The following is an 18,203-nucleotide window of genomic DNA, read 5'->3' on the forward strand; positions in this document are numbered from 1 at the left end:
TTCCGTTCCCCCGGATCGTCATGGAGTCCCCGCCAGCACCTCGGCCGGGGCGGACGTCATCGCCCGGGTACCCAGCCTGTCGCTGCCGGGTGAACTCCGTCCGACCTGCGCGCGAAGCGCCGTCAACGGATCGGCGCCCAGTTGAAGTTCGAACGAGTTCGGCGGTGTGGACGGGTGCGGTGACGCCGGCGGCGAGGATCCGGCACGCCGTCGTTAGGGTTGACCATGACCACACCACGGGTGATCGGGATGCTCGGCGGGATGAGCTGGGAGTCCAGCGCCGAGTACTACCGGCTCGCCAACGAACTGGTTCGCGAGCGACTGGGCGGGCTGCACTCGGCGCGCATCGTGATGGCCTCGGTCGACTTCGCCGAGATCGAGGAACTGCAGGTCGCCGGACGCTGGAGCGAGGCCGGTGACCTGCTCGCCCGGGTAGCGGTGGGTCTGCAGGCCGCCGGTGCCGAGTTGCTGTTGATCTGCACCAACACGATGCACAAGGTGGCTGAGCAGATCGAGGCCGCGATCGACATCCCGCTGCTGCACCTGGCCGACGCCACCGCCGCCGCCGTGGCAGCCGACGGCCTGCACACGGTCGGTCTGCTCGGCACCGCGTTCACCATGGAGCAGGACTTCTACCGGGACCGGCTCGCCGGGCACGGCTTCACCGTGCTCGTCCCGGCCGCGGACGACCGGGCCGAGGTGCACCGGATCATCTACGACGAGCTCTGCCTTGGCGAGGTGCGGGAGTCCTCGCGCGCCAGCTATCGCCGCGTGATCGACCGCCTGGCCGCGGCCGGTGCGCAGGGCGTGATCCTGGGGTGCACCGAGATCGAGTTGCTGATCGGTGCGCGGGACAGTCCGATCCCGGTGTTCCCCACCACTCGCCTGCACGTGGAGGCGGCGGTGGCCGCCTCCCTGGGCGGCGACGGCGGCTGACCGGCCGTCATCGCACGCCCGTCCCCCGCGTGTCTGCGCCGGGCACACCCGGCGGCTCGGCAGACTTGACCCCGTGCCCCCGATCGTCGAGCCGCCGCGCCGTGTCCTCGTCACCGGGGCGGCCGGCACGATCGGACGCGGGGTGCTCTGGGCGCTGCGGCGTGCGGGCATCGCGTCCACCGCACTGGTCCTCGACGACCCCGGTGACCTCGACGCCAACCGGGTGGTGCTCGGCACGGCGACCGACCGCGACCGGGTGACGGACGCGCTCGACGGCGCGGACGCCGTCGTGCATCTTGCCGCTCTCGCGGCGCCGCACCTGGGCACCGCGGACGACGTGTTCGGCGGCAACACTGCCGCCACCTTCACCGTGCTCGACGCGGCCGGCCGGGCCGGCGTGCGACGCGCCGCCATCGCGAGCAGCATCAATGCGCTCGGGGTGCTCTACAGCCCGGTGCCGGTTGCGCCCGCGTACTTCCCGCTCGACGTCGAGATGCCCACCGCAGCAGCCGACCCGTACTCACTCTCGAAGCGGGTCGACGAGGAGACCGCCCGCGCGATGCACCGCGCGTACGGCATGGACGTGATCGCCCTGCGGTACCCGATGACCGGCGGGCTCGGGGAGGAGCCGGGCCTCGGGGACCGGCTCCTCGCAGGCATCGCGAACGGGCGGGCCAACCCGGCCCGCGTGGCCGCCGACGGGTGGAGCTACCTCGAGGTGCGCGACGCCGCCGGCGCGGCACTCGCCGCCCTCAGCCCCCGCCGTCGGGGAGCCTTCGCCGTGCACGTGGCCGCGCCCACCACCTACCTCACCGAGCCCACCGAGGCGGCGCTCGACCGGTACTGGCCGGGCGTGCCGCGGCGCCGGCGGATCCCGGGCCGGGACGTTCCGATCGACCTGCGCCCGGCGCAGGACCTGCTCGCCTTCAGCGCCGAACACATCGTCGACCCCGAGTCGGACTGACCGAACCACCCACCCCACCACCACCACGAGGACGTGAACCAGCCGCATGCCTGCCGACCCATCCGTCGAGCCCGCCTTCCCGACCGTCACCCCACCCTGGCCCGCCCCGGACGACCTGCGCGTCACCGCGGTGCGCACGATCGTCACGGCGCCCGAGGGGATCCCGCTCGTGGTGGTCCGTGTGGACACCACCGACCCGCAGATCTACGGGCTCGGCTGCGCGACGTTCACCCAGCGGTGGCGCGCCGTGGCCACCTACGTCGACGAGCACGTCGCTCGGCTCGTGGTCGGGCGCCACCCCGAGGACATCGAGGACATCGTCCGGGCCGTGAAGTTCTCCTCGTACTGGCGCGAGGGCCCCGTCGGCAACAACGCGATCTCGGGTCTGGACATGGCGCTTTGGGACATCGCCGGCAAGCGTGCCGGGCTGCCGGTGCACGCGCTGCTCGGCGGCCGGGTCCGCGCCGCCGTGCCCACCTACGCGCACGCCTCCGGGGCCGGCGTCGACGCCACGCTCGCCTCGGCCCGCGCCTGGATGGACTCCGGCTGGAGGCACGTGCGGCTGCAGACCTCGCAACCCGGGCGCGGCAGCTACGGCAGCGCCGGCTCCGAGGCCGCCTACCCGGGACAGCCGAACGAGGACGGCTGGGATGTGCAGCACTACCTGCGCACCACGCCGGAACTGTTCGCGCGCGCCCGCGCCGAACTCGGCGACGAGGTCAACCTGATGCACGACGTGCACTCCCGGCTGACCCCGAAGCAGGCGGTGCTGCTCGCCCGCGCGCTGGAGCCGTACCGGCTGTTCTTCCTCGAGGACGTCGTGGCACCCGAGTTCTTCGACGAGCTCCCCGGTGTCCGGGCCGCCTCCCCGGTGCCGATCGCGGTCGGTGAGTTGTGCACCTCGCTGACCGACGCCGCCCGACTGATCACCGGCGGCGGCGTGGACCTGATCCGCTGCCACATCACCGCGATCGGTGGTCTCTCGGCGGCCCGCAAGCTCGCGACGCTGGCCGAGTTCCACGGCGTCCAGACGGCGTGGCACTCCCCCGGCGACGTGTCCCCGGTCGGCGCGGCCGCGAACGTCGCGGTCGACGTGACGAGCGCCGCGTTCGGGATCCAGGAGTACCACCACTACTCCGAGCCCGTGCACGAGGTGTTCCCCGGCACCCTGCGAGCCGAGGCCGGCTATCTGCGCCCGAACGGCGCACCCGGCTGGGGCATCGACATCGACGAGAAAGCGGCCGCTCGCTATCCCGCGAGCCTGTCCCGGCACGACGAGTGGGCCCTCGGCGTGCGCGGGCTTGACGGCGCGCTGTACGCACCATGAGCGGACCGGATTCCATGAACACCCTGACCAACACCGAACTGACCGTCGAACTCCTGGACCCGGTCGCGGACCGAGCCAGGTTCGGGCCGCGGTACTGCACCGGTGGCTACGTCTTCCAGATCCACGACCGTCGGCATGGCCCGCTGCTGACCGGGCCCACCTATCCGCACGAGTTCAACTGGTTCGACGGCCAGGGCATCCCGGACGCGTTCAACCTCGCGCCGTTGCGGGACCCGGCAAGCACCGGCACGACCTCGCTCGTGATCGGCGTCGGGACCTGCGATCTCGAGCGGCGCGAGGTGCTCGAGTTCTGCTCCTGGGAGACCGAGCAGGTGGCCACCCCCGGCGGTGGCGCCATCACCTACCGCACCGCGCACGCCTTCCAGGGCTTCGACCTGAGCCTCGTGCGAACCGTGACGCTGGAGAACCGCACGCTGCACTCCGAGACCGAGATCCACAATCGCGGGCAGCGGCTGCTGCCGGTCTCCTGGTTCCCGCATCCCTTCTATCCGCAGCCGTCCGGGGACGAATTGCTGCGCACGAGCCTGCCGATCGACATGCCAGGCAACGACGGCTACGACCTCGCTCCGAACGGCTTCATCCGACGCCGGGCGCTCGCCCCGGGGCACGGGGGCCACTACGCGGCGCTCGGCGTGCGAGCGCACGAGCGGGCCACGTTCACGCAGCGTCATCCCGCCCTCGGCCTCGTCACCGCGACGACGAGCTACGCGCCGACGTTCCTGCCGATCTGGGGCAATCACGAGACGTTCTCGTTCGAGCCGTTCTTCGAGCGGACCCTCGGCGCCGGTCAGTCCGACCGGTGGTCGGTCAGCTACGACTTCTGAGCCCGGGTCCGGGTGCGCCGAGCGCCCGGTCCCTGGCAAGCGCGCGGCGAACCACGGTTGAACCGACCGTCGCGGGCGCCCTCACCACCGCTTGTCCTCCGCCCAGCGCAGCTGCACGCCGCGCGCGGTGAGCACGCGCTGGAAGTCCTCGACCGAGGCGGGTGCCGCGACGACGGCGTGTGGCTCGGTGCCGTTCTCCAGGCAGTAGGCGGCGAGCGTCCCGACGGCCTCGCCGATGCTCCACTCGACCGGGTGCAGCCGGTAGGCGCCGTTGGTGATCTGCGTGGTGCCGATGTTCTTCGCGGCCGGCAGCAGGTTGCGCAGCCGACGGGGGATCAGCGCCCGGAGCGGGATCTCGAACGGGTGCGGGGTGCCGCCGGCGCCTCGGCCGTCGCCCGTGGTGTGGTGCCGGTCGATCCAGTAGTAGTGACCGGTGCCGACCGAGTCCGGGTAGCGCTCGGCCCCGTCGTCGCCGCGATAGGCCGTGGAGAGCTCCTGCTCGACGATCGTCTTCAGAGCGAGGATCCGGCGGGACTCCCGGATGTAGGGGTACATGGCGAAGCCGTCCTCGGTCCCGGCGACGTCGGCACGCAGCCGCATCCCGGGCCAGCCGGTGCCGCCGTCCGGGCGGGGCGCCTCGGTCTGCAGCCAGTACACCAGTGACCTGCTCAGGGCCTTGGCCTGGTGCCAGTGGTGCTCGGCGTCCGGGACACCGAAGAGCGGTCCGCCGACGTAGTCGTTCATCGGCCAGTTGACCACCACCACGTCGCTGCGGAAGAAGCCTGGCGTGAAGAAGCGGCGGACGGCGATCCGGCGGTAGTTCCACAGCTCCGGGGCCAGGCCCATGTTGCGGTGGTCGAGGTCGATCACGTCGTCGTCGGGGTTCGGGTTCAGGGTGAAGACGCGGCCTGGTTCGCCCGCGGGGGTGGCCGGCTCACCGAAGCTGAGGATCTTGCGCCCGTCCAGCTGAGGTGGGCGCAGATCACGCCAGTGGGCGTAGTCGTCCGGACGGTCGATCGTGTGGTCCTCGCCCTCGAGGTGGTCGATGGCGAAGCACCAGCTCACGCCCTGCATGTCCGTGGGGTCGGCCGTCGGCCAGGCGCCCGGCTCCCCGGTCTGCTCCTGCGACTCCCGCCCCGAGACGTGCTCGACCCCGGCCAGGGGGAGCAGGTCACCGAGTTCGGTGGCGTCGAGGACGTACGCGGCGGCGACGTCGATCTCGTCGCCGGACGCAGTACGCACCCGGACCGAGGCGACGTGGTCGCCGTCGGTGGCGACCGAGACCGGCACGGTCTCGCGCAGGACCACGAGGCGGTCCGCCGCCAGGTACGGCATGAGCAGGTCGTCGATGACCGCGACCGCCACCCGCGGGTCGACACTGACCGGGCTGACCCAGGCGTGGCCCGGGTTCAGGTGGGGGTCCGCCCGCGCCGCATCGGTGAGCGGGAAGTTCCGGCGGTAGTGGTCGCGGAGACCATCGCGCAGCCGGCGGTAGGAGCGGTTCGCGCCGTCGTCCTCGATGTATCGGTGCTCATCGGTCGGCACGAGCTGGCTGGTCAGCTGTCCACCCAGCCACCGGGTCTGTTCCGTGAGCACCACGCGACGTCCGGCCTCAAGTGCTGCCAGGGCCGCCGACACCCCGCCCATGCCGCCGCCGATGACGGCGATGTCTGCCTGCAACTCCACGATGCACCACTCCTATGTGAGACCTGTGCCATGCTCCGGTTCCAGCCGAAGCATCCTTCCTGGGAGCCTACCCGAACATTTTCGGAGAATTCTAGGGTTGTTTGCTACAGTTTGTACTCGGATCGAAGGGCGCAACGCCGCCCAGGAACGAGAGGAGTCGGTCATGGGCGACCGTCCCACGAAGCGCAAGAAGCCCTCGCTGGCCGAGGTCGCCGCCATCGCCGGCGTGTCGATCTCGACCGTGTCCAAGGTGGCGAACGGCAGCGCCGACGTCTCCGACGTGACCCGGGAGCGGGTCGAGCGGATTCTGCGCGACCGTGGCTACGTGGCGACCAAGAAGCGCCGGGGCTCGCTGACTCCCGTGGTGATCCTGGCCCGGGACATGCACTCCCCGTACAGCCTCGACGTGATCCGTGGCGCGGTCGACGCGGCCGGACCGGCCCAGATCGACATCAGCATCGCGCTCTACCCCAACGACGCCCAGGACCTCGGCTGGATCGACGAGATCCAGGCGGCCGGCAAACGCGGCGTCATCGCGATCACGTCCGTCCTCGACGATGCCCAGCGGGCCCGGTTCGACGCCCATCACCTGCCGCTGGTCGTGATCGACGCGCTCAGCAACCCGGACGAGAGCACCTACAGCGTCGGCGCCACGAACTGGGCCGGCGGCCTCGCGGCGACGGAGCACCTGCTCGGTCTGGGACACCGCCGGATCGTCATGCTCAGCGGTCTCCCGACGGCGATGGCCAGCCGGGCCCGCATGTCCGGGTACCTGGCGGCGCTGAACATGGCTGCCGTCGACCACGAACCGCCACGGGTGATCCCCGGCGACTTCACGTACGACTCCGGTCTCGAGGAGGGCCTCGCCCTGCTGTCGGAGCCGGAACCACCGACCGCGATCTTCGCAGCGAGCGACTTCCAGGCCCTCGGGGTGCTGGAGGCCGCGCGCCGGGCGGGCATGAGCGTGCCCGACGACCTCAGCGTGATCGGCTTCGACGACCTCATCATCGCGCAGCTGGCCTCGCCTCCACTGACCTCGGTGCGACAGCCCGTGGACCAGATGGGGGCCGCCGCGGTGGAGACGATCGTGGCCCTGCTCGGCGAGGCGACCACCCGACCGCGTCACACGGAACTGGCGACCCGGCTCGTCGTCCGGCACTCCACGGCCGTGCCCCGCACCTGACCACCGCCCGCCGCATCCTGGCCACCGACCGCCGCGCCTGACCTCCACCCACGCGCCACCATCGCGTCCAGGACCGCCCCGCGCCGGATTCGAGCCATGCGCCCGAGCCGAGGCCTCCGGGACCCGCGCCCGCCCCGCCCCCTGGCCCGACCCGGACCCCCGCGCCACCCGTGTCACTCCCCGAAAATTCTTCCAAAAGTCTCTAGACACTTTCGGGGAACGTGCAGTAGCCTCGCTCGCAGCAGGGACCACTGCTACCCAACACCGATGTTGAGGTGAACACCAACGATGGCTATCCCAGAGGCACTCCATCGCCCCCGAACTGGGCGTCCCGATGCACCGCACCCCCTCACCCGCCGGTACCCCCACCGGCGTCCGGCCGTCATGCGGCCCGACCACCGACTGGAGCTCCGATGAACGGATCGACGAACCGGCGCCGCTTCCTCACGGCGGCCGCGACCTTGAGCGCGGGTGCCATGGTGCTCGCCGCGTGCAGCGCCGGGGACGACGGCGGCGCTGATGGGGACACCCCCGACGGCCCTGTGGAACTGCGCATGGTGATGTGGAGCGCGAACGAGGGTCACCACGAGATCTTCAACGAGATCGCGGACGCCTACATCGCCGAGAACCCGGACCTGGTGAGCGCCGTGTCGTTCGAGCCGCTGACCGGGTCCGGCTACGTCAACGCCCTGACCACCCAGATCGCCGGCGGTGACGCGCCGGACCTGGCCTGGGTCTCGGAGGCGAACGCGGCGCAGTTCGTGCAGAGCGGCGTGCTGTACAACCTCCAGCCCACGTTCACCGAGACCGAGGGGTACGACATCGACGACCTGCTCGACGGCGCGATCGATGTCTGGTCCGCGGACGGCGAGATCTACGGCTACCCGTTCTCGAACAGCCCGTTCGGGATGTACGTCAACAACGATCTGCTCCAGGCCGCGGGCCAGCCGAACCCGCGCGACCTCATGGCGAGCGGCGAATGGACCTGGGACAAGGCGATGGAGATCGCCGCGGCCGTCGCCGACGGCAGCTCGACCACCGGCTTCCAGGCCTCGGACGACCCGTACACCAACTGGAACTCGGCGCTCGGCGCGATGTGGATGTCCTGGGGTGCGGCGCCGTGGAGCGAGGACGGCACCGAGTGCACGTTCGACTCCCCGGAGATGGTCGAGTTCTTCGACTGGTTCCACGGCCAGATCTATGACACCGGCGCGGTCGCCGAACCGGGCGCGGAGTTCGACTTCGCATCCGGACAGGTCGGGCTGCGGCTGTCCCAGCTCAGTTCCTCCACCGCGCTCGGCGACGACTTCGCCTGGGACTTCGTCCCGATGCCCGACGGACCTGCCGGCACCGTGCCTGTGGTCGGCCAGGGCGGTGTGGGGGTGGTCGCGCGTGGCGACAACCCGCAGATCGCGGCGGACTTCCTCGCCTACTTCACGAACCCGGAGAACTCGCAGCTGCTCGCCCAGTTCTTCCCGCCGCCGCGCCAGTCCCTGCTGACCGTCGAGACCCTGTCCGCTGCCGCCCCGGCCCTCACCGAGGAGCAGATCCAGGGCACCGTCATCGACCAGGCACTGGTCGGCGTGACGAAGGCCGGGCACGTCAACATGAGTGAGATCGCCGATCCGGTCCGGGTGGAGCTCGACGCCCTCTGGGTGCCGGAGGGCGACGCCGCCACCGTCATGCCGGCGATCTGCGAGGCCATCTCCGACAGCCTCGCCGGCTGATCGGATGAGCGCCGAACCGATGGGTGCGACCGACCGCGAGGTCGGTCGCACCCGGTGGCCGCGGACCGGCTCCTCGAAGCGGCTGGCCCGGATCGATGCGGCCGTCGGGCTCTCGTTCGCGGCCCCCGCAGTGATCGGTGTGCTCGTGCTGGGTCTCGTGCCGTTCGGGTACGTGATCTGGTACAGCCTGCACGACTGGAGCCCGCTGATCGGGGAGTTCAACTGGATCGGGCTGGACAACTTCACCCGGTTGATCGCCGATGACACGGTCTGGTCGTCCTTCCTCACGACGTTCAAGTACGCGGCGCTGCTGATGGTCCTGAACATCACCCTGGCCATGGGGCTGGCGGTCCTGCTGAATCAGAAGCTGCGCGGCACCACGACCTTCCGGGCGTTCTTCTTCTCCCCGGTGATCGTCTCGGCCGTGGCCTGGGTCCTGGTCTGGAACTACCTCGTCGCGGCCAACGGGGGCATCAACGGTGCCCTCGCCACGATCGGCATCCAGGGTCCGAACTGGCTGCGCGATCCCACCTGGGCGCTCGTCACCGTCGTCGTGATCCAAGTCTTCAAGGGCGTCGGCATGAACATGATCCTGTTCCTGGCCTCGTTGCAGAACGTGCCGGCGGAGCTGAAGGAGGCTGCCCGCATCGACGGTGCCTCCCCGGCCCGGGTGTTCCGGTCCGTCACCCTCCCCCTGATCAGCCCGACCATCCTGCTCGTGGTCATGATCACGACGATCGGCGCGATGGACGTGTTCGTGCCGATCCAGATCCTCACCCAGGGTGGCCCGGGGCGGTCGACCACGGTGATCTCCTACCTGCTCTACCGCACGGCGTTCGAACAGCAGGACTTCGGGTACGCCTCCGCGATCGGCGTGGTCCTGTTCGTGGTCGTCCTCGTGCTCGCCGCCCTGCAGTGGAACTCCCGGAAGAGATGGGTGCACGATGAGGTCTGAAGTCATCGCGGCCCAGGCGCAGGGCGCGAACATCGAGGTGACCGAGGGCTCCGAGCCGGTTCGGAGCAAGCACACGCCGGACTCGGCGCAGGCCCGCCGACGCCGGCTGTGGACGAAGATCGTGCTGTACACGCTGCTGTGCGTGCTCTCGATCCCGTTCATCTACCCGACGATCTGGATGATCTTCGCCACCTTCAAGCCGACGGACGAGTTCTTCCAGATTCCGCCCACGCTGTTTCCCGAGAACTGGACGCTGGATGGCGTCTCGAAGATCTTCACCGTCACGCCGTTCGCGCAGCAGTACCTGAACTCGCTCTACCTGGCGACCGTGATCACGATCGGGTCGATCATCGTCTGCTCGCTCGCCGGGTATGCGTTCGCGCGGGTCAGGTTCCCGTTCGCCGGCAAGCTCTTCCTGGTGCTGATGTCCGGGATGATGATCCCGGGCGAGGTGACGATCATCCCGATCTTCCGCTGGGTGGCCGACCTCGGACTGATGAACACGCACATCCCGCTGATCGTGCTGCCGATCTTCGGGCCCGCTTGCATCGTCGGCGTCTTCATCTTCCGACAGTTCTACCTCTCGCTACCCGTTGAACTCGAGGAGGCGGGCCGGCTCGACGGGCTCGGTCGGCTGGGGCTCTTCTGGCGGATCGCGTTGCCGCTGTCCGGTCCGGCGATCGCCGCCGTCGCGATCATGAAGTTCCTGTCCTCGTTCAACATGTACTTCGAGCCGCTGATCTTCCTGCGCAGCGAGGAGCTGTTCCCGGTGGGCCTCGGACTCACCCGGTACCAGGACGGGTACGGCGAGCCGCTCTACAACACCCAGATCGGGGCGACGGCACTCACCGTCATCCCCGTCCTGATCGTCTTCCTGTTCGCCCAACGGCAGTTCGTCGAGGGCCTGTCCAGGACCGGCCTCAAGGGCTGACGGACCGCCGACACCAACCCTCGCAGTCACGGAGATACTCATGATCAGCATCGGCATCAGCGGCGCGGGCCTGTTCGCGGAGTCGTTCATCCCACTGTTCGCCAAGCACCCGCTCGTGGAGCGGGTGGTCCTGGCCGACCTCATCCCCGACCGGCTCGCCGAGGTGGCCACCCGGCACGGCATCACCGAGACGGCCGCCTCCCACGCCGACCTGTGCGCGAGCGACGTGGACGCCGTCGCCATCTTCGCGCAGCGGCACCTGCACGGACCGCTCACCCTGGAGGCCCTCGGGGCCGGCAAGCACGTCTACTGTGCGGTGCCGATCGCGTCGAGCCCGTCCGACGTCGAGCAGATCGTCGGCACGGTCGAGCGCACCGGGCTCGTGTACGCCAGCGGTGAGACGTCCTACTACTACCCGCACACCATCTACTGCCGGGACCGGTACGCGGCCGGCGACTTCGGCGCGTTCGTCTATGGCGAGGGCAACTACCTCCACGACATGACGCACGGCTTCTACACGGCGTTCCAGCACAGCGGCGGTGAGCAGTGGCGCCGGGTCGCCGGCTTCCCGCCGATGTTCTACCCGACCCACTCGACCGGTGCCGTGCTCGGTGTGACCGGTGCCCGGGTGACCCAGGTCAGCTGCCTGGGCTACACCGACACCGCGGATGACGGCGTGTTCGGCATGGGTCGCAACGAATGGGACAACCCCTTCTCGAACCAGACCGCGCTGATGCGCACCGACGACGGCGGGATGATGCGGATCAACGAGTTCCGCCGGTCGGGCTGGCGCGGCCGGCACGGCAGCAACCCGCTCACCATCTACGGCACGCTCGCCTCGTACGAGGAGAACGCCGGCAGCCAGTTGTGGGTCGACCGTCAGGACGGGCCCACCGACGTGTCGGAGATCCTCGCCTGCGCCGCGCACACCCGGGACGAGGTCACCGACGCGGAGACCAGCGATCGAGCCGACCTGCACGAGGTGCTCCGGGAGGACTTCAACAGCCGGTACGCCTCGGTGCACCCCACCGCCCGGCTGCCGCGGGTCTACGCCGGTCTGCGCAACGGGCACCTCGGCTCACACCACTTCCTCGCCGACGACTTCGTGCGCGCCGTGCACACCCGGTCGGTGCCACCGGTCAACGTGTGGGAGGCGGCGAAGTTCGCCCTGCCGGGTCTGCTCGCGCACGCCTCCAGCCTGGTCGGCGGGACCCAGCTCGAGGTGCCCGACCTCGGCGGCCCGCCGCCGGACCTGCCGCGCCTGGATCTGGGCATCCCCGTGGAGGAGCTCATCGACTGATCCCGGTCACCAGCCTCGCCGACCTCGGCGAAGCGGACCTTCACTGCCAGAACTGCATGTTGGACCGGTCCTGCGCATCGCGGGATCGCGCCACCTGGGGCCCGCCGCGGGCGCCCGGGCGCAAGGAACCCAATGGAGGGAATGCAGATGCACGCTCAGAACCAGGCCGGCCCCGATCCTCGGAGCACACGGGACACCGACCGGATCCACGAGGGGGTCTCCCGGCGCGCGGTCCTCCTCGGCACCGCCGGGTTGGCGGGTGCGCTGGCACTCAGCACCGCCCCCGCCTCCCGGGTCTGGGCGACGTCCGAGGGGACCGTGCTCCCGCTCGTCGTCCCGCTCGAGGCGCCGCCGGACCGCACCGCGTTCGAAGCCTCCGAGCAGGTCCTCTCCGGCTACCTGACGGTGGTCGCCCCGATGGCGAACAGCATCCGCGACCTGGAACCGAACTACGGGTGGATGGAGGACGGCTGGTGGCGTTCACCCGAGCAGCCGTACAACGCCCGGGAGATGGAGCAGGTCGCCACGCTCACCTGGTTCCTGACGCACGAGCGCTCCTGGAACCCGTACTTCGGCGACGCCAGGCTGCGCGACCGTCTGGAGGCGGCCCTCACCTACTACCTCGGCATCCAGCTCCCGAGCGGGGCGTGGTCGGAATACGCCTACGACGTCGCGCACCTGTCCCCGACCGGTTTCGGTTCCGTTGCCCTCTCGCTGACCTACACCTACCTCGCCGAGGCCGGCGAACTGCCAGGCATGCTGCCGCGCATCGAGGCTGCGCTGCGGGCTGCCGCGGTCTGGCTGACCGACCTGTCCCGGCACCATTGGGCCCGGCCGGTCCTCTACACGAACCAGGTCGTCGCCGGCCTCGTCGGGGTGGCCAACGCCGCCGAGGCGCTCGGCGACCCCACGATCGCTGCCTCCGCGGACGAGTGCTGGACCGAGCTGCTCGAGCACAGCATCACGCCCGCCGGCCACTCCATGGAACCGGCCGGCTACGACAACGGCTACTCGTTCACCGTCGCCCTGCCGGACATCGCCGACGCGGCGCAGACCGGCGTGCCGCAGGCGGTCGAGATGGCGCGTTCGATGATGGGCTTCGTCAGCCTGGCCGCGGTCTGGGAGCCGGACCGAGCCGGGTGGGTGCACTGGGCGGCGATCTGCGTCCGGAATCCGGCGTTCGCGAGTTCGGTGCAGCCGAGCGAGGTCACGGACCGTTCGGCGCTCGGCCGGGCCCTGCTCGGCGAGCTGCCGGAGATCGGCGCGTTCCACCCGACCGACGTCGAGATCCTCGCCGCCCGCGAAGCGTGGGCTGCGGAGACCAGCCCGGTGGTCCCACTGGCGAAGAAGGGCACCTCCCCGCGGACCTGGATGCATGGCAGCCGGGCACCCCTCGGCCTCACGGTCGCCGAGCGCGAGGCGGCGATCGAGGCGTTGCCGTACCACGCGAGCGAGCGGTTCACGCAGGTGCGCCAGGCGGGCAGCTTCGACCTGGACTACCTGTTCGTCCGCCGACCCTCCTACTACCTGACCGCAGCGCTCGGGCACCGGGACGGACGCGGCGGCCCGTACCGCCGGCTCCGGATGGGCCCTGGGCTGCTCTGGCACCCGACCATGGGCACGCTGGCGCTGGTCCTGAACAACTACACCGACGACAGCTGGGGCCACTTCCCCGATGCGTCGGAGATCGCCGTCGTGGAGGTGGACCCGACCTACTTCAGTGCTCCCGGGCGCGGCGGCACGGAACTTTCGGCGGCCGAGGTGAACGCGGTGGCAGGCGACTTCAGTGTGGCCTACCTCGATGCCGCGATCGGCACCGACACCGACATGAGCTTCCACGACCATGCGTTCACACAGCGGATCCGCACGCCCGAGCCCGGTCGGGCGCTGGTGCCGCTGCTCGTACAGCCGGCGGACGTGCTGACCTTCTCGGACGGCACGCTCGCCCGGTCGGGTGACGCCGTGGACCTGGCCGGTGTCACCGGCCTGACCCTTGCTCGCAACGGCGCCACCTTCGAGATCGCCTTCGACGGCGCGCGGGACGTGACGCTCGCCGCGACGGACCGGGCCGCGTTGGGCGGGACGCGGCGCCAGCACCTGCTCTGGATTCCCCACGACGGCGCGCTGGACGTCACCTACACGTTCGCGACCCCCGCGGAGGTCGCCACCCAGCCGCCGGCCGCCACCGCAGTGCTGTCCACCGACAGCGGGCACAGCGGCGTCACGGACGGTACCTTCGCGGTCACGCTGAACCTGTGGTGGGGCGTCAACGCGACCGTGTTCCGCCTGTACGAGAACGGCAACCTCGTCGCGACCCGCTCGCTGCAGCCGGCCTCTCCGGGCGCCCAGACGGTCCGGGTACCCCTGACTGGCCGGGTGGACGGCGACTACGTGTACACCGGCACGCTGAGCAACGCGGCCGGCAGCGTCCCGACCGGCTCGGCCACCGTCCGGGTCCGCGACGCGAAGCCGGCCGTCCCGGTGCTGTCCCACGACAACCACGTCGCCGAGCCGGACTACACGGTGAGCGCCAACCTGTGGTGGGGCACGAACGCGACCGAGTACCGGCTCTACGAGGACGGGGCACTCATCGACACCCAGGAGCTGCTCGCTGCCACGCCGGCCGCACAGCAGGCGTCGACGACGGTCCTGGACCGGCCCGCGGGTGAGTACCGCTACCACGCGGAGTTCTCGAACGCGGCCGGTACGTCCACCTCGGAGCCGATCGTGGTCCGGGTCGGCTGACGCCGATGCCGGTCCCGCCCCGGCGTGGGCTGGACCGGCGCTGGCCGCCGCGTCCGTCAGGTGCCGCGGAGCACGATCAGTGGCGTGACGTAGTGCTCCCGGACCGTGCCGCCGAGGTCCCGGACTGCGTCACCGGCAGCGGCGACCTCGGCCTCGTTCCAGTCGCTGAACGTCGCGAACAGCGCACGCACCTGAGCCTCGTCGAGGTCCAGGCTCCAGCGGGTCACGTCGATCTCCTCGACCGCGAACAGGCCACCAGCGGTCAGTGCCTGGGCGAGCTCCGCCGTCCCACCACGACGACGTACATCGACCACGGGCGCACGACGCCCCACGATCTCACCGACGCGCTCCCGGAACGGCGTGAGCGACGCCGTCGGGTCCCCGAACTCAGTGCGCCAGACGAGGAACCGGCCGTCTGCGGCCAGGGCCTCGCGCACGCGCGGCAGCACCACATCGAGATCCATCCAGTGGATCGACGTGGCAGCCACTGCGATGTCGTAGCCGGACGGGGACAGTTCGACGTCCTCGGTGCGTGCGACCCGAAGGTCGACGGCGGGGAACCGCTCGGCCAGGCGTCGCGCCAACCGTCTGCCCGGCTCGACCGCGGTCACACTCAGTCCGGCTGTCAGGAGCGGCCCGGTCGCCTGGCCGGTGCCGGCGCCGAGGTCGAGGGCACGCAGTCCGGGGCGCAGCACGCCGAGGGCACGCAGCCGCGCCCAGAGCGCGTCCGGGTACGGGGGGCGGCCCGCCTCGTAGCCGGACGGGTCGGCATCGAAGTGACCGGGGTCGGGCACCCGCGGGCCGGGACGACCCGGGCCGGGTACCTCGGTCCGGACCGGCGCCGGTCGGTCGGGTGCTGTGTCATCAGGTGCTGCGGGGTCAGGCACGCAGTCAGCCTAGGGCTCACCCGAGGACGAACGGGAGCCGGGCAGCCAACGGGCCGAGCCGTGCGCGCTCGGTCTCCGTCGCCGTCCGCCGTCCGGTCCCGACAAGCAGGGCATCGGCATCGGAGAACGAGGCCGGGAACGACGCCCCGGCGATCTCCTGCAGCAGCGCGCGGGAGCGGGCGAGCCCGGCGACGGGCGGCGCCGCACGCCCGGGCAGGTGCGCGATCAGGTCGAGATGGTGCAACGTCCACTCGATGACGTAGGCGTCCAGGTAGTCGCGGACGGTGAGCACCTCGTCGCGGGTGCCGACCCGCAGGTCCGGGTCGGCGAGTACGGCCGCACGTCCCGCGGCCGAACCGACGTCGTCCAGATGGAACTTCAGCAGCCACGGCTCGCCGTACGCGGCGGCGAGCCGCACGGTCAGGGCATCGAGCGGGTCGTCACCGGTCGGCGGCGTCGCGGACACGTCCCAGTAGGTCACCGCGTCACGGGTCGGCTCCACGTCCGCGGGCGTGGCCAGCGTGATCAGCACGTCCTGGGCGTCGATGATCAGGTGGCACACCAGGTCCCGCACGAGCCAGCCGGCACAGCCGGACGGCTGCGCCAGGTCCTCGTCGGCGAGCTCGGCCACCGCAGCGAGCAGCGCCGCCCACGACCGTGAGAAGTGGTCCACGGCGGCACGGTAGCACCGGCGCTCGACCCGGCCCGGGGCCGCGATCTGCGTCAACGTGCCGAACTGTCCCTCGGCAGTCGCCGTCTCATGTGCCCCCCTCGGCCGCGATCGCGGCCGCCTCCGCGTGGGCCGCGCCCGGGTCCAGGTACTCGCCGCCGCGGACCTCGGGCACCGGGACCGCGGCGGACTCGGCCCACAGCCGGTAGGCAAGGGGTCGCGCGTTCGGGAGGTTGAGCGCCGCGAGCTCGTCGCCATCGAGCCGGTCCAGGACACCGCAGACCGCCCGCAGGGAGTTGCCGTGGGCGACCAGCAGCACCCGGCGACCGGCGGCGACATGCGCGCCGAGCACGCCGCAGACCCAGGGCCGAACCCGCGCCACGACGTCCGCGAGGGACTCGGTGGCCGTCAGCGCCTCCGGCGGGAGGGTGTCGAACGGGGGCAGGGCGCGCCAGAGCGTGAGGACCTCCGGCGCGAGTGGGGGCGGCCGGCCCTCGAGGGAGCGCCGCCAGTACAGGAAGCGGTCACGGCCGAACTGCTCGGCGATCTCGGTCTTCAGGTACCCGGACAGGGCGCCGTAGTTGCGCTCGTTGAGCCGCCAGTCACGTTCCACGGGGACGGGTTCCGGCCAAGCCGTGCGCATCAGCTCAGCGGTGCGCCAGCCGCGCACGAGCTCGGAGGTGCAGATCACGTCCGGCACCCAGCCCGCACCGGCCAGGCGCTGACCGGCGAGCACGCACTCGGCCTCCCCGGCCGGGGTGAGGCCGACGTCGATCACGCCGGTGAACAGGTGCCGGGCGTTCGCGACGGACTCGCCGTGGCGCACGAGTACCACGTTCGCCGTCGAGAAGGTGCCCCGCTCGGCCTCGGCCGGCGTCGTCCGCCCGTGCTGATCGGGCCGGTCACCGGGGTACAGGACGTGGCTCATCCCGCCCCAGCCTAGGATCTGCGGACCGGTCCGGTTGGACCCGTTCGACGCCAAACGTGACATTCTGCCAGAAGAGAGGATGCTTGAGGGATGGCCACCCCCCGATCCCTCGCGTCCAGCCCGTTCAACAACCTCCGCCTACCGCCCCCGCCGCCGGTGTTGTTCGAGGTGGGACAGCGGGTCACCCATGACCGCCACGGGCTCGGCCGAGTGGTTGGCGTGGAGGGTGAGATAGCCACCCTGGTGGACTTCGGGGACCGCGTGGTCCGGGTGGCCGTGGGTTCGGGCCGGCTGCACGCCCTCTGAGCCGCTCCGCGGTAGCCACTCGGCCGCTGGGCCGGGGGCCCGATCAGTGTCGCGACGGATCCGGTGGCCCGTCGTGTTCCATTCGTCGGACCACCCGCAGCGGCAGCCGCGCGGAACCGCGCAGCCTGCGGCCCAGTTCCAAGGTGTGCGCCCCCGCCCGGGTGAGTGAGGGTTCGTACCCCTCCGGCAAGCGCCACCCCCGGGCGCGGGCGACCAGGCAGACGGTTGCGCCTACGACCAGTCCCACCAGTGACCCGAGGGTGGGCAGGTCGAGGACACCGAAGGCGATGACGACACCGCTGGCCAGGATCGCGCAGCTCGCGTAGAGGGTGTTGCCACCGAGGATCGAGGGCACCTTGTTCAGAATCACGTCCCGGACCGCGCCGCCGCCGACGGCGGTCAGGGTCCCGAGGAACAGTGCCGGCAGCCAGCCCAGCCCCGCCGCGAGCGCTTTCTGGGTGCCGACCACCGCCCAGCAGCCGAGGGCCAGGGCGTCGATGACCGGCCAGGTCCGGTCCCACCAGCGGCCCTCGATGCGCACCAGGTAGATGACCGCCGCCGCGATCAGCGCGGTGAGCAGGTACGCGCCGTCGGTCAGGGCGGCCACCGGGCCCTGGCCGAGGAGCGCATCCCGGATCATGCCGCCGCCCATCCCGGAAAGGATGGCCAGCGTGACGAACCCGAAGGCGTCCAGGCGGTGGGTGCGGGCGAGCGCACCACCGAGCACTGCCATGCCCGCCACCCCGGTCAGGTCGATGACCCGCAAGATCGACGTGACGGTGGCCTCGTCGAGTTCCACGAGGTCAGTCTGTC

16 protein-coding genes are annotated in these 18,203 nt (G+C 71.0%); 11 read left to right on the top strand and 5 right to left on the bottom strand.

Annotated elements, in window-relative coordinates:
* Window positions 1-225 precede the first annotated feature (225 nt).
* From KCQ71_RS12255 to KCQ71_RS12270, 4 genes are all read left to right on the top strand, one after another.
* A complete protein-coding gene (locus tag KCQ71_RS12255; protein WP_223406244.1) occupies window positions 226-936 on the top strand; it encodes an aspartate/glutamate racemase family protein in 711 nt (236 codons plus the stop codon).
* 73 nt (window positions 937-1,009) lie between these two features.
* The gene (locus KCQ71_RS12260; protein ID WP_223406246.1) at window positions 1,010-1,900 is read left to right on the top strand and encodes an NAD-dependent epimerase/dehydratase family protein; all 891 of its coding nucleotides are present in this window, start codon (window positions 1,010-1,012) and stop codon (window positions 1,898-1,900) included.
* Between the two features lie 46 nt (window positions 1,901-1,946).
* Window positions 1,947-3,227 (top strand): enolase C-terminal domain-like protein, encoded by a 1,281-nt coding sequence (locus KCQ71_RS12265; protein WP_223406248.1) that lies wholly within the window; start codon window positions 1,947-1,949, stop codon window positions 3,225-3,227.
* A 14-nt stretch (window positions 3,228-3,241) separates the two neighbouring features.
* On the top strand, window positions 3,242-4,072 hold the full coding sequence (locus KCQ71_RS12270; RefSeq protein WP_223406250.1) for an aldose epimerase family protein: 831 nt from the start codon (window positions 3,242-3,244) through the stop codon (window positions 4,070-4,072).
* A gap of 81 nt (window positions 4,073-4,153) precedes the next feature.
* On the opposite strand, the gene KCQ71_RS12275 is transcribed toward KCQ71_RS12270, so the two are convergent.
* Entirely contained in the window at window positions 4,154-5,758 is a 1,605-nt protein-coding gene (locus KCQ71_RS12275; protein WP_223406251.1) for an FAD-dependent oxidoreductase, read from the bottom strand.
* A gap of 163 nt (window positions 5,759-5,921) precedes the next feature.
* Here KCQ71_RS12275 and KCQ71_RS12280 point away from each other — a divergent pair, with 163 nt between their 5' ends.
* From KCQ71_RS12280 to KCQ71_RS12305, 6 genes are all read left to right on the top strand, one after another.
* The gene (locus tag KCQ71_RS12280; RefSeq protein WP_223406253.1) at window positions 5,922-6,941 is read left to right on the top strand and encodes a LacI family DNA-binding transcriptional regulator; all 1,020 of its coding nucleotides are present in this window, start codon (window positions 5,922-5,924) and stop codon (window positions 6,939-6,941) included.
* 413 nt (window positions 6,942-7,354) lie between these two features.
* Window positions 7,355-8,668, top strand: coding sequence for an ABC transporter substrate-binding protein (locus tag KCQ71_RS12285; RefSeq protein ID WP_223406255.1), 1,314 nt, complete (start codon window positions 7,355-7,357; stop codon window positions 8,666-8,668).
* 4 nt (window positions 8,669-8,672) lie between these two features.
* Window positions 8,673-9,623, top strand: a complete 951-nt coding sequence (locus KCQ71_RS12290; protein WP_223406257.1) for a carbohydrate ABC transporter permease — start codon at window positions 8,673-8,675, stop codon at window positions 9,621-9,623.
* A complete protein-coding gene (locus KCQ71_RS12295) occupies window positions 9,613-10,554 on the top strand; it encodes a carbohydrate ABC transporter permease (RefSeq protein WP_223406259.1) in 942 nt (313 codons plus the stop codon). The genes KCQ71_RS12290 and KCQ71_RS12295 overlap by 11 nt, the downstream gene beginning before the upstream one ends.
* A 40-nt stretch (window positions 10,555-10,594) precedes the next feature.
* Complete coding sequence (locus tag KCQ71_RS12300; protein WP_223406261.1) at window positions 10,595-11,854, top strand: Gfo/Idh/MocA family protein; 1,260 nt, start codon at window positions 10,595-10,597, stop codon at window positions 11,852-11,854.
* A 147-nt stretch (window positions 11,855-12,001) separates the two neighbouring features.
* Window positions 12,002-14,599: an early set domain-containing protein gene (locus KCQ71_RS12305; protein ID WP_223406263.1), complete on the top strand. Its 2,598-nt coding sequence runs from the start codon at window positions 12,002-12,004 to the stop codon at window positions 14,597-14,599.
* Window positions 14,600-14,655: 56 nt separating this feature from the next.
* On the opposite strand, the gene KCQ71_RS12310 is transcribed toward KCQ71_RS12305, so the two are convergent.
* The 3 genes from KCQ71_RS12310 to KCQ71_RS12320 all read right to left on the bottom strand — a co-directional run bounded on the left by KCQ71_RS12310 (window position 14,656) and on the right by KCQ71_RS12320 (window position 17,084).
* Window positions 14,656-15,486 (bottom strand): methyltransferase, encoded by an 831-nt coding sequence (locus tag KCQ71_RS12310; RefSeq protein WP_223406265.1) that lies wholly within the window; start codon window positions 15,484-15,486, stop codon window positions 14,656-14,658.
* Window positions 15,487-15,502: 16 nt separating this feature from the next.
* Window positions 15,503-16,159 carry a maleylpyruvate isomerase N-terminal domain-containing protein gene (locus KCQ71_RS12315; RefSeq protein WP_223406267.1) on the bottom strand — a complete coding sequence of 219 codons (657 nt, stop codon included), beginning with the start codon at window positions 16,157-16,159 and terminating at the stop codon, window positions 15,503-15,505.
* Between the two features lie 85 nt (window positions 16,160-16,244).
* Window positions 16,245-17,084, bottom strand: coding sequence for a 2,3-bisphosphoglycerate-dependent phosphoglycerate mutase (locus KCQ71_RS12320; RefSeq protein WP_223406269.1), 840 nt, complete (start codon window positions 17,082-17,084; stop codon window positions 16,245-16,247).
* A gap of 90 nt (window positions 17,085-17,174) precedes the next feature.
* Here KCQ71_RS12320 and KCQ71_RS12325 point away from each other — a divergent pair, with 90 nt between their 5' ends.
* The gene (locus KCQ71_RS12325; protein ID WP_223406271.1) at window positions 17,175-17,390 is read left to right on the top strand and encodes a hypothetical protein; all 216 of its coding nucleotides are present in this window, start codon (window positions 17,175-17,177) and stop codon (window positions 17,388-17,390) included.
* 43 nt (window positions 17,391-17,433) lie between these two features.
* Here the strand turns inward: KCQ71_RS12325 and KCQ71_RS12330 are convergent, their stop codons facing one another.
* Window positions 17,434-18,189: a trimeric intracellular cation channel family protein gene (locus KCQ71_RS12330; protein WP_223406273.1), complete on the bottom strand. Its 756-nt coding sequence runs from the start codon at window positions 18,187-18,189 to the stop codon at window positions 17,434-17,436.
* Window positions 18,190-18,203 lie beyond the last annotated feature (14 nt).

The sequence above is a fragment of the Occultella gossypii genome, from assembly GCF_019947135.1.
GTDB lineage: Bacteria > Actinomycetota > Actinomycetes > Actinomycetales > Beutenbergiaceae > Occultella > Occultella gossypii.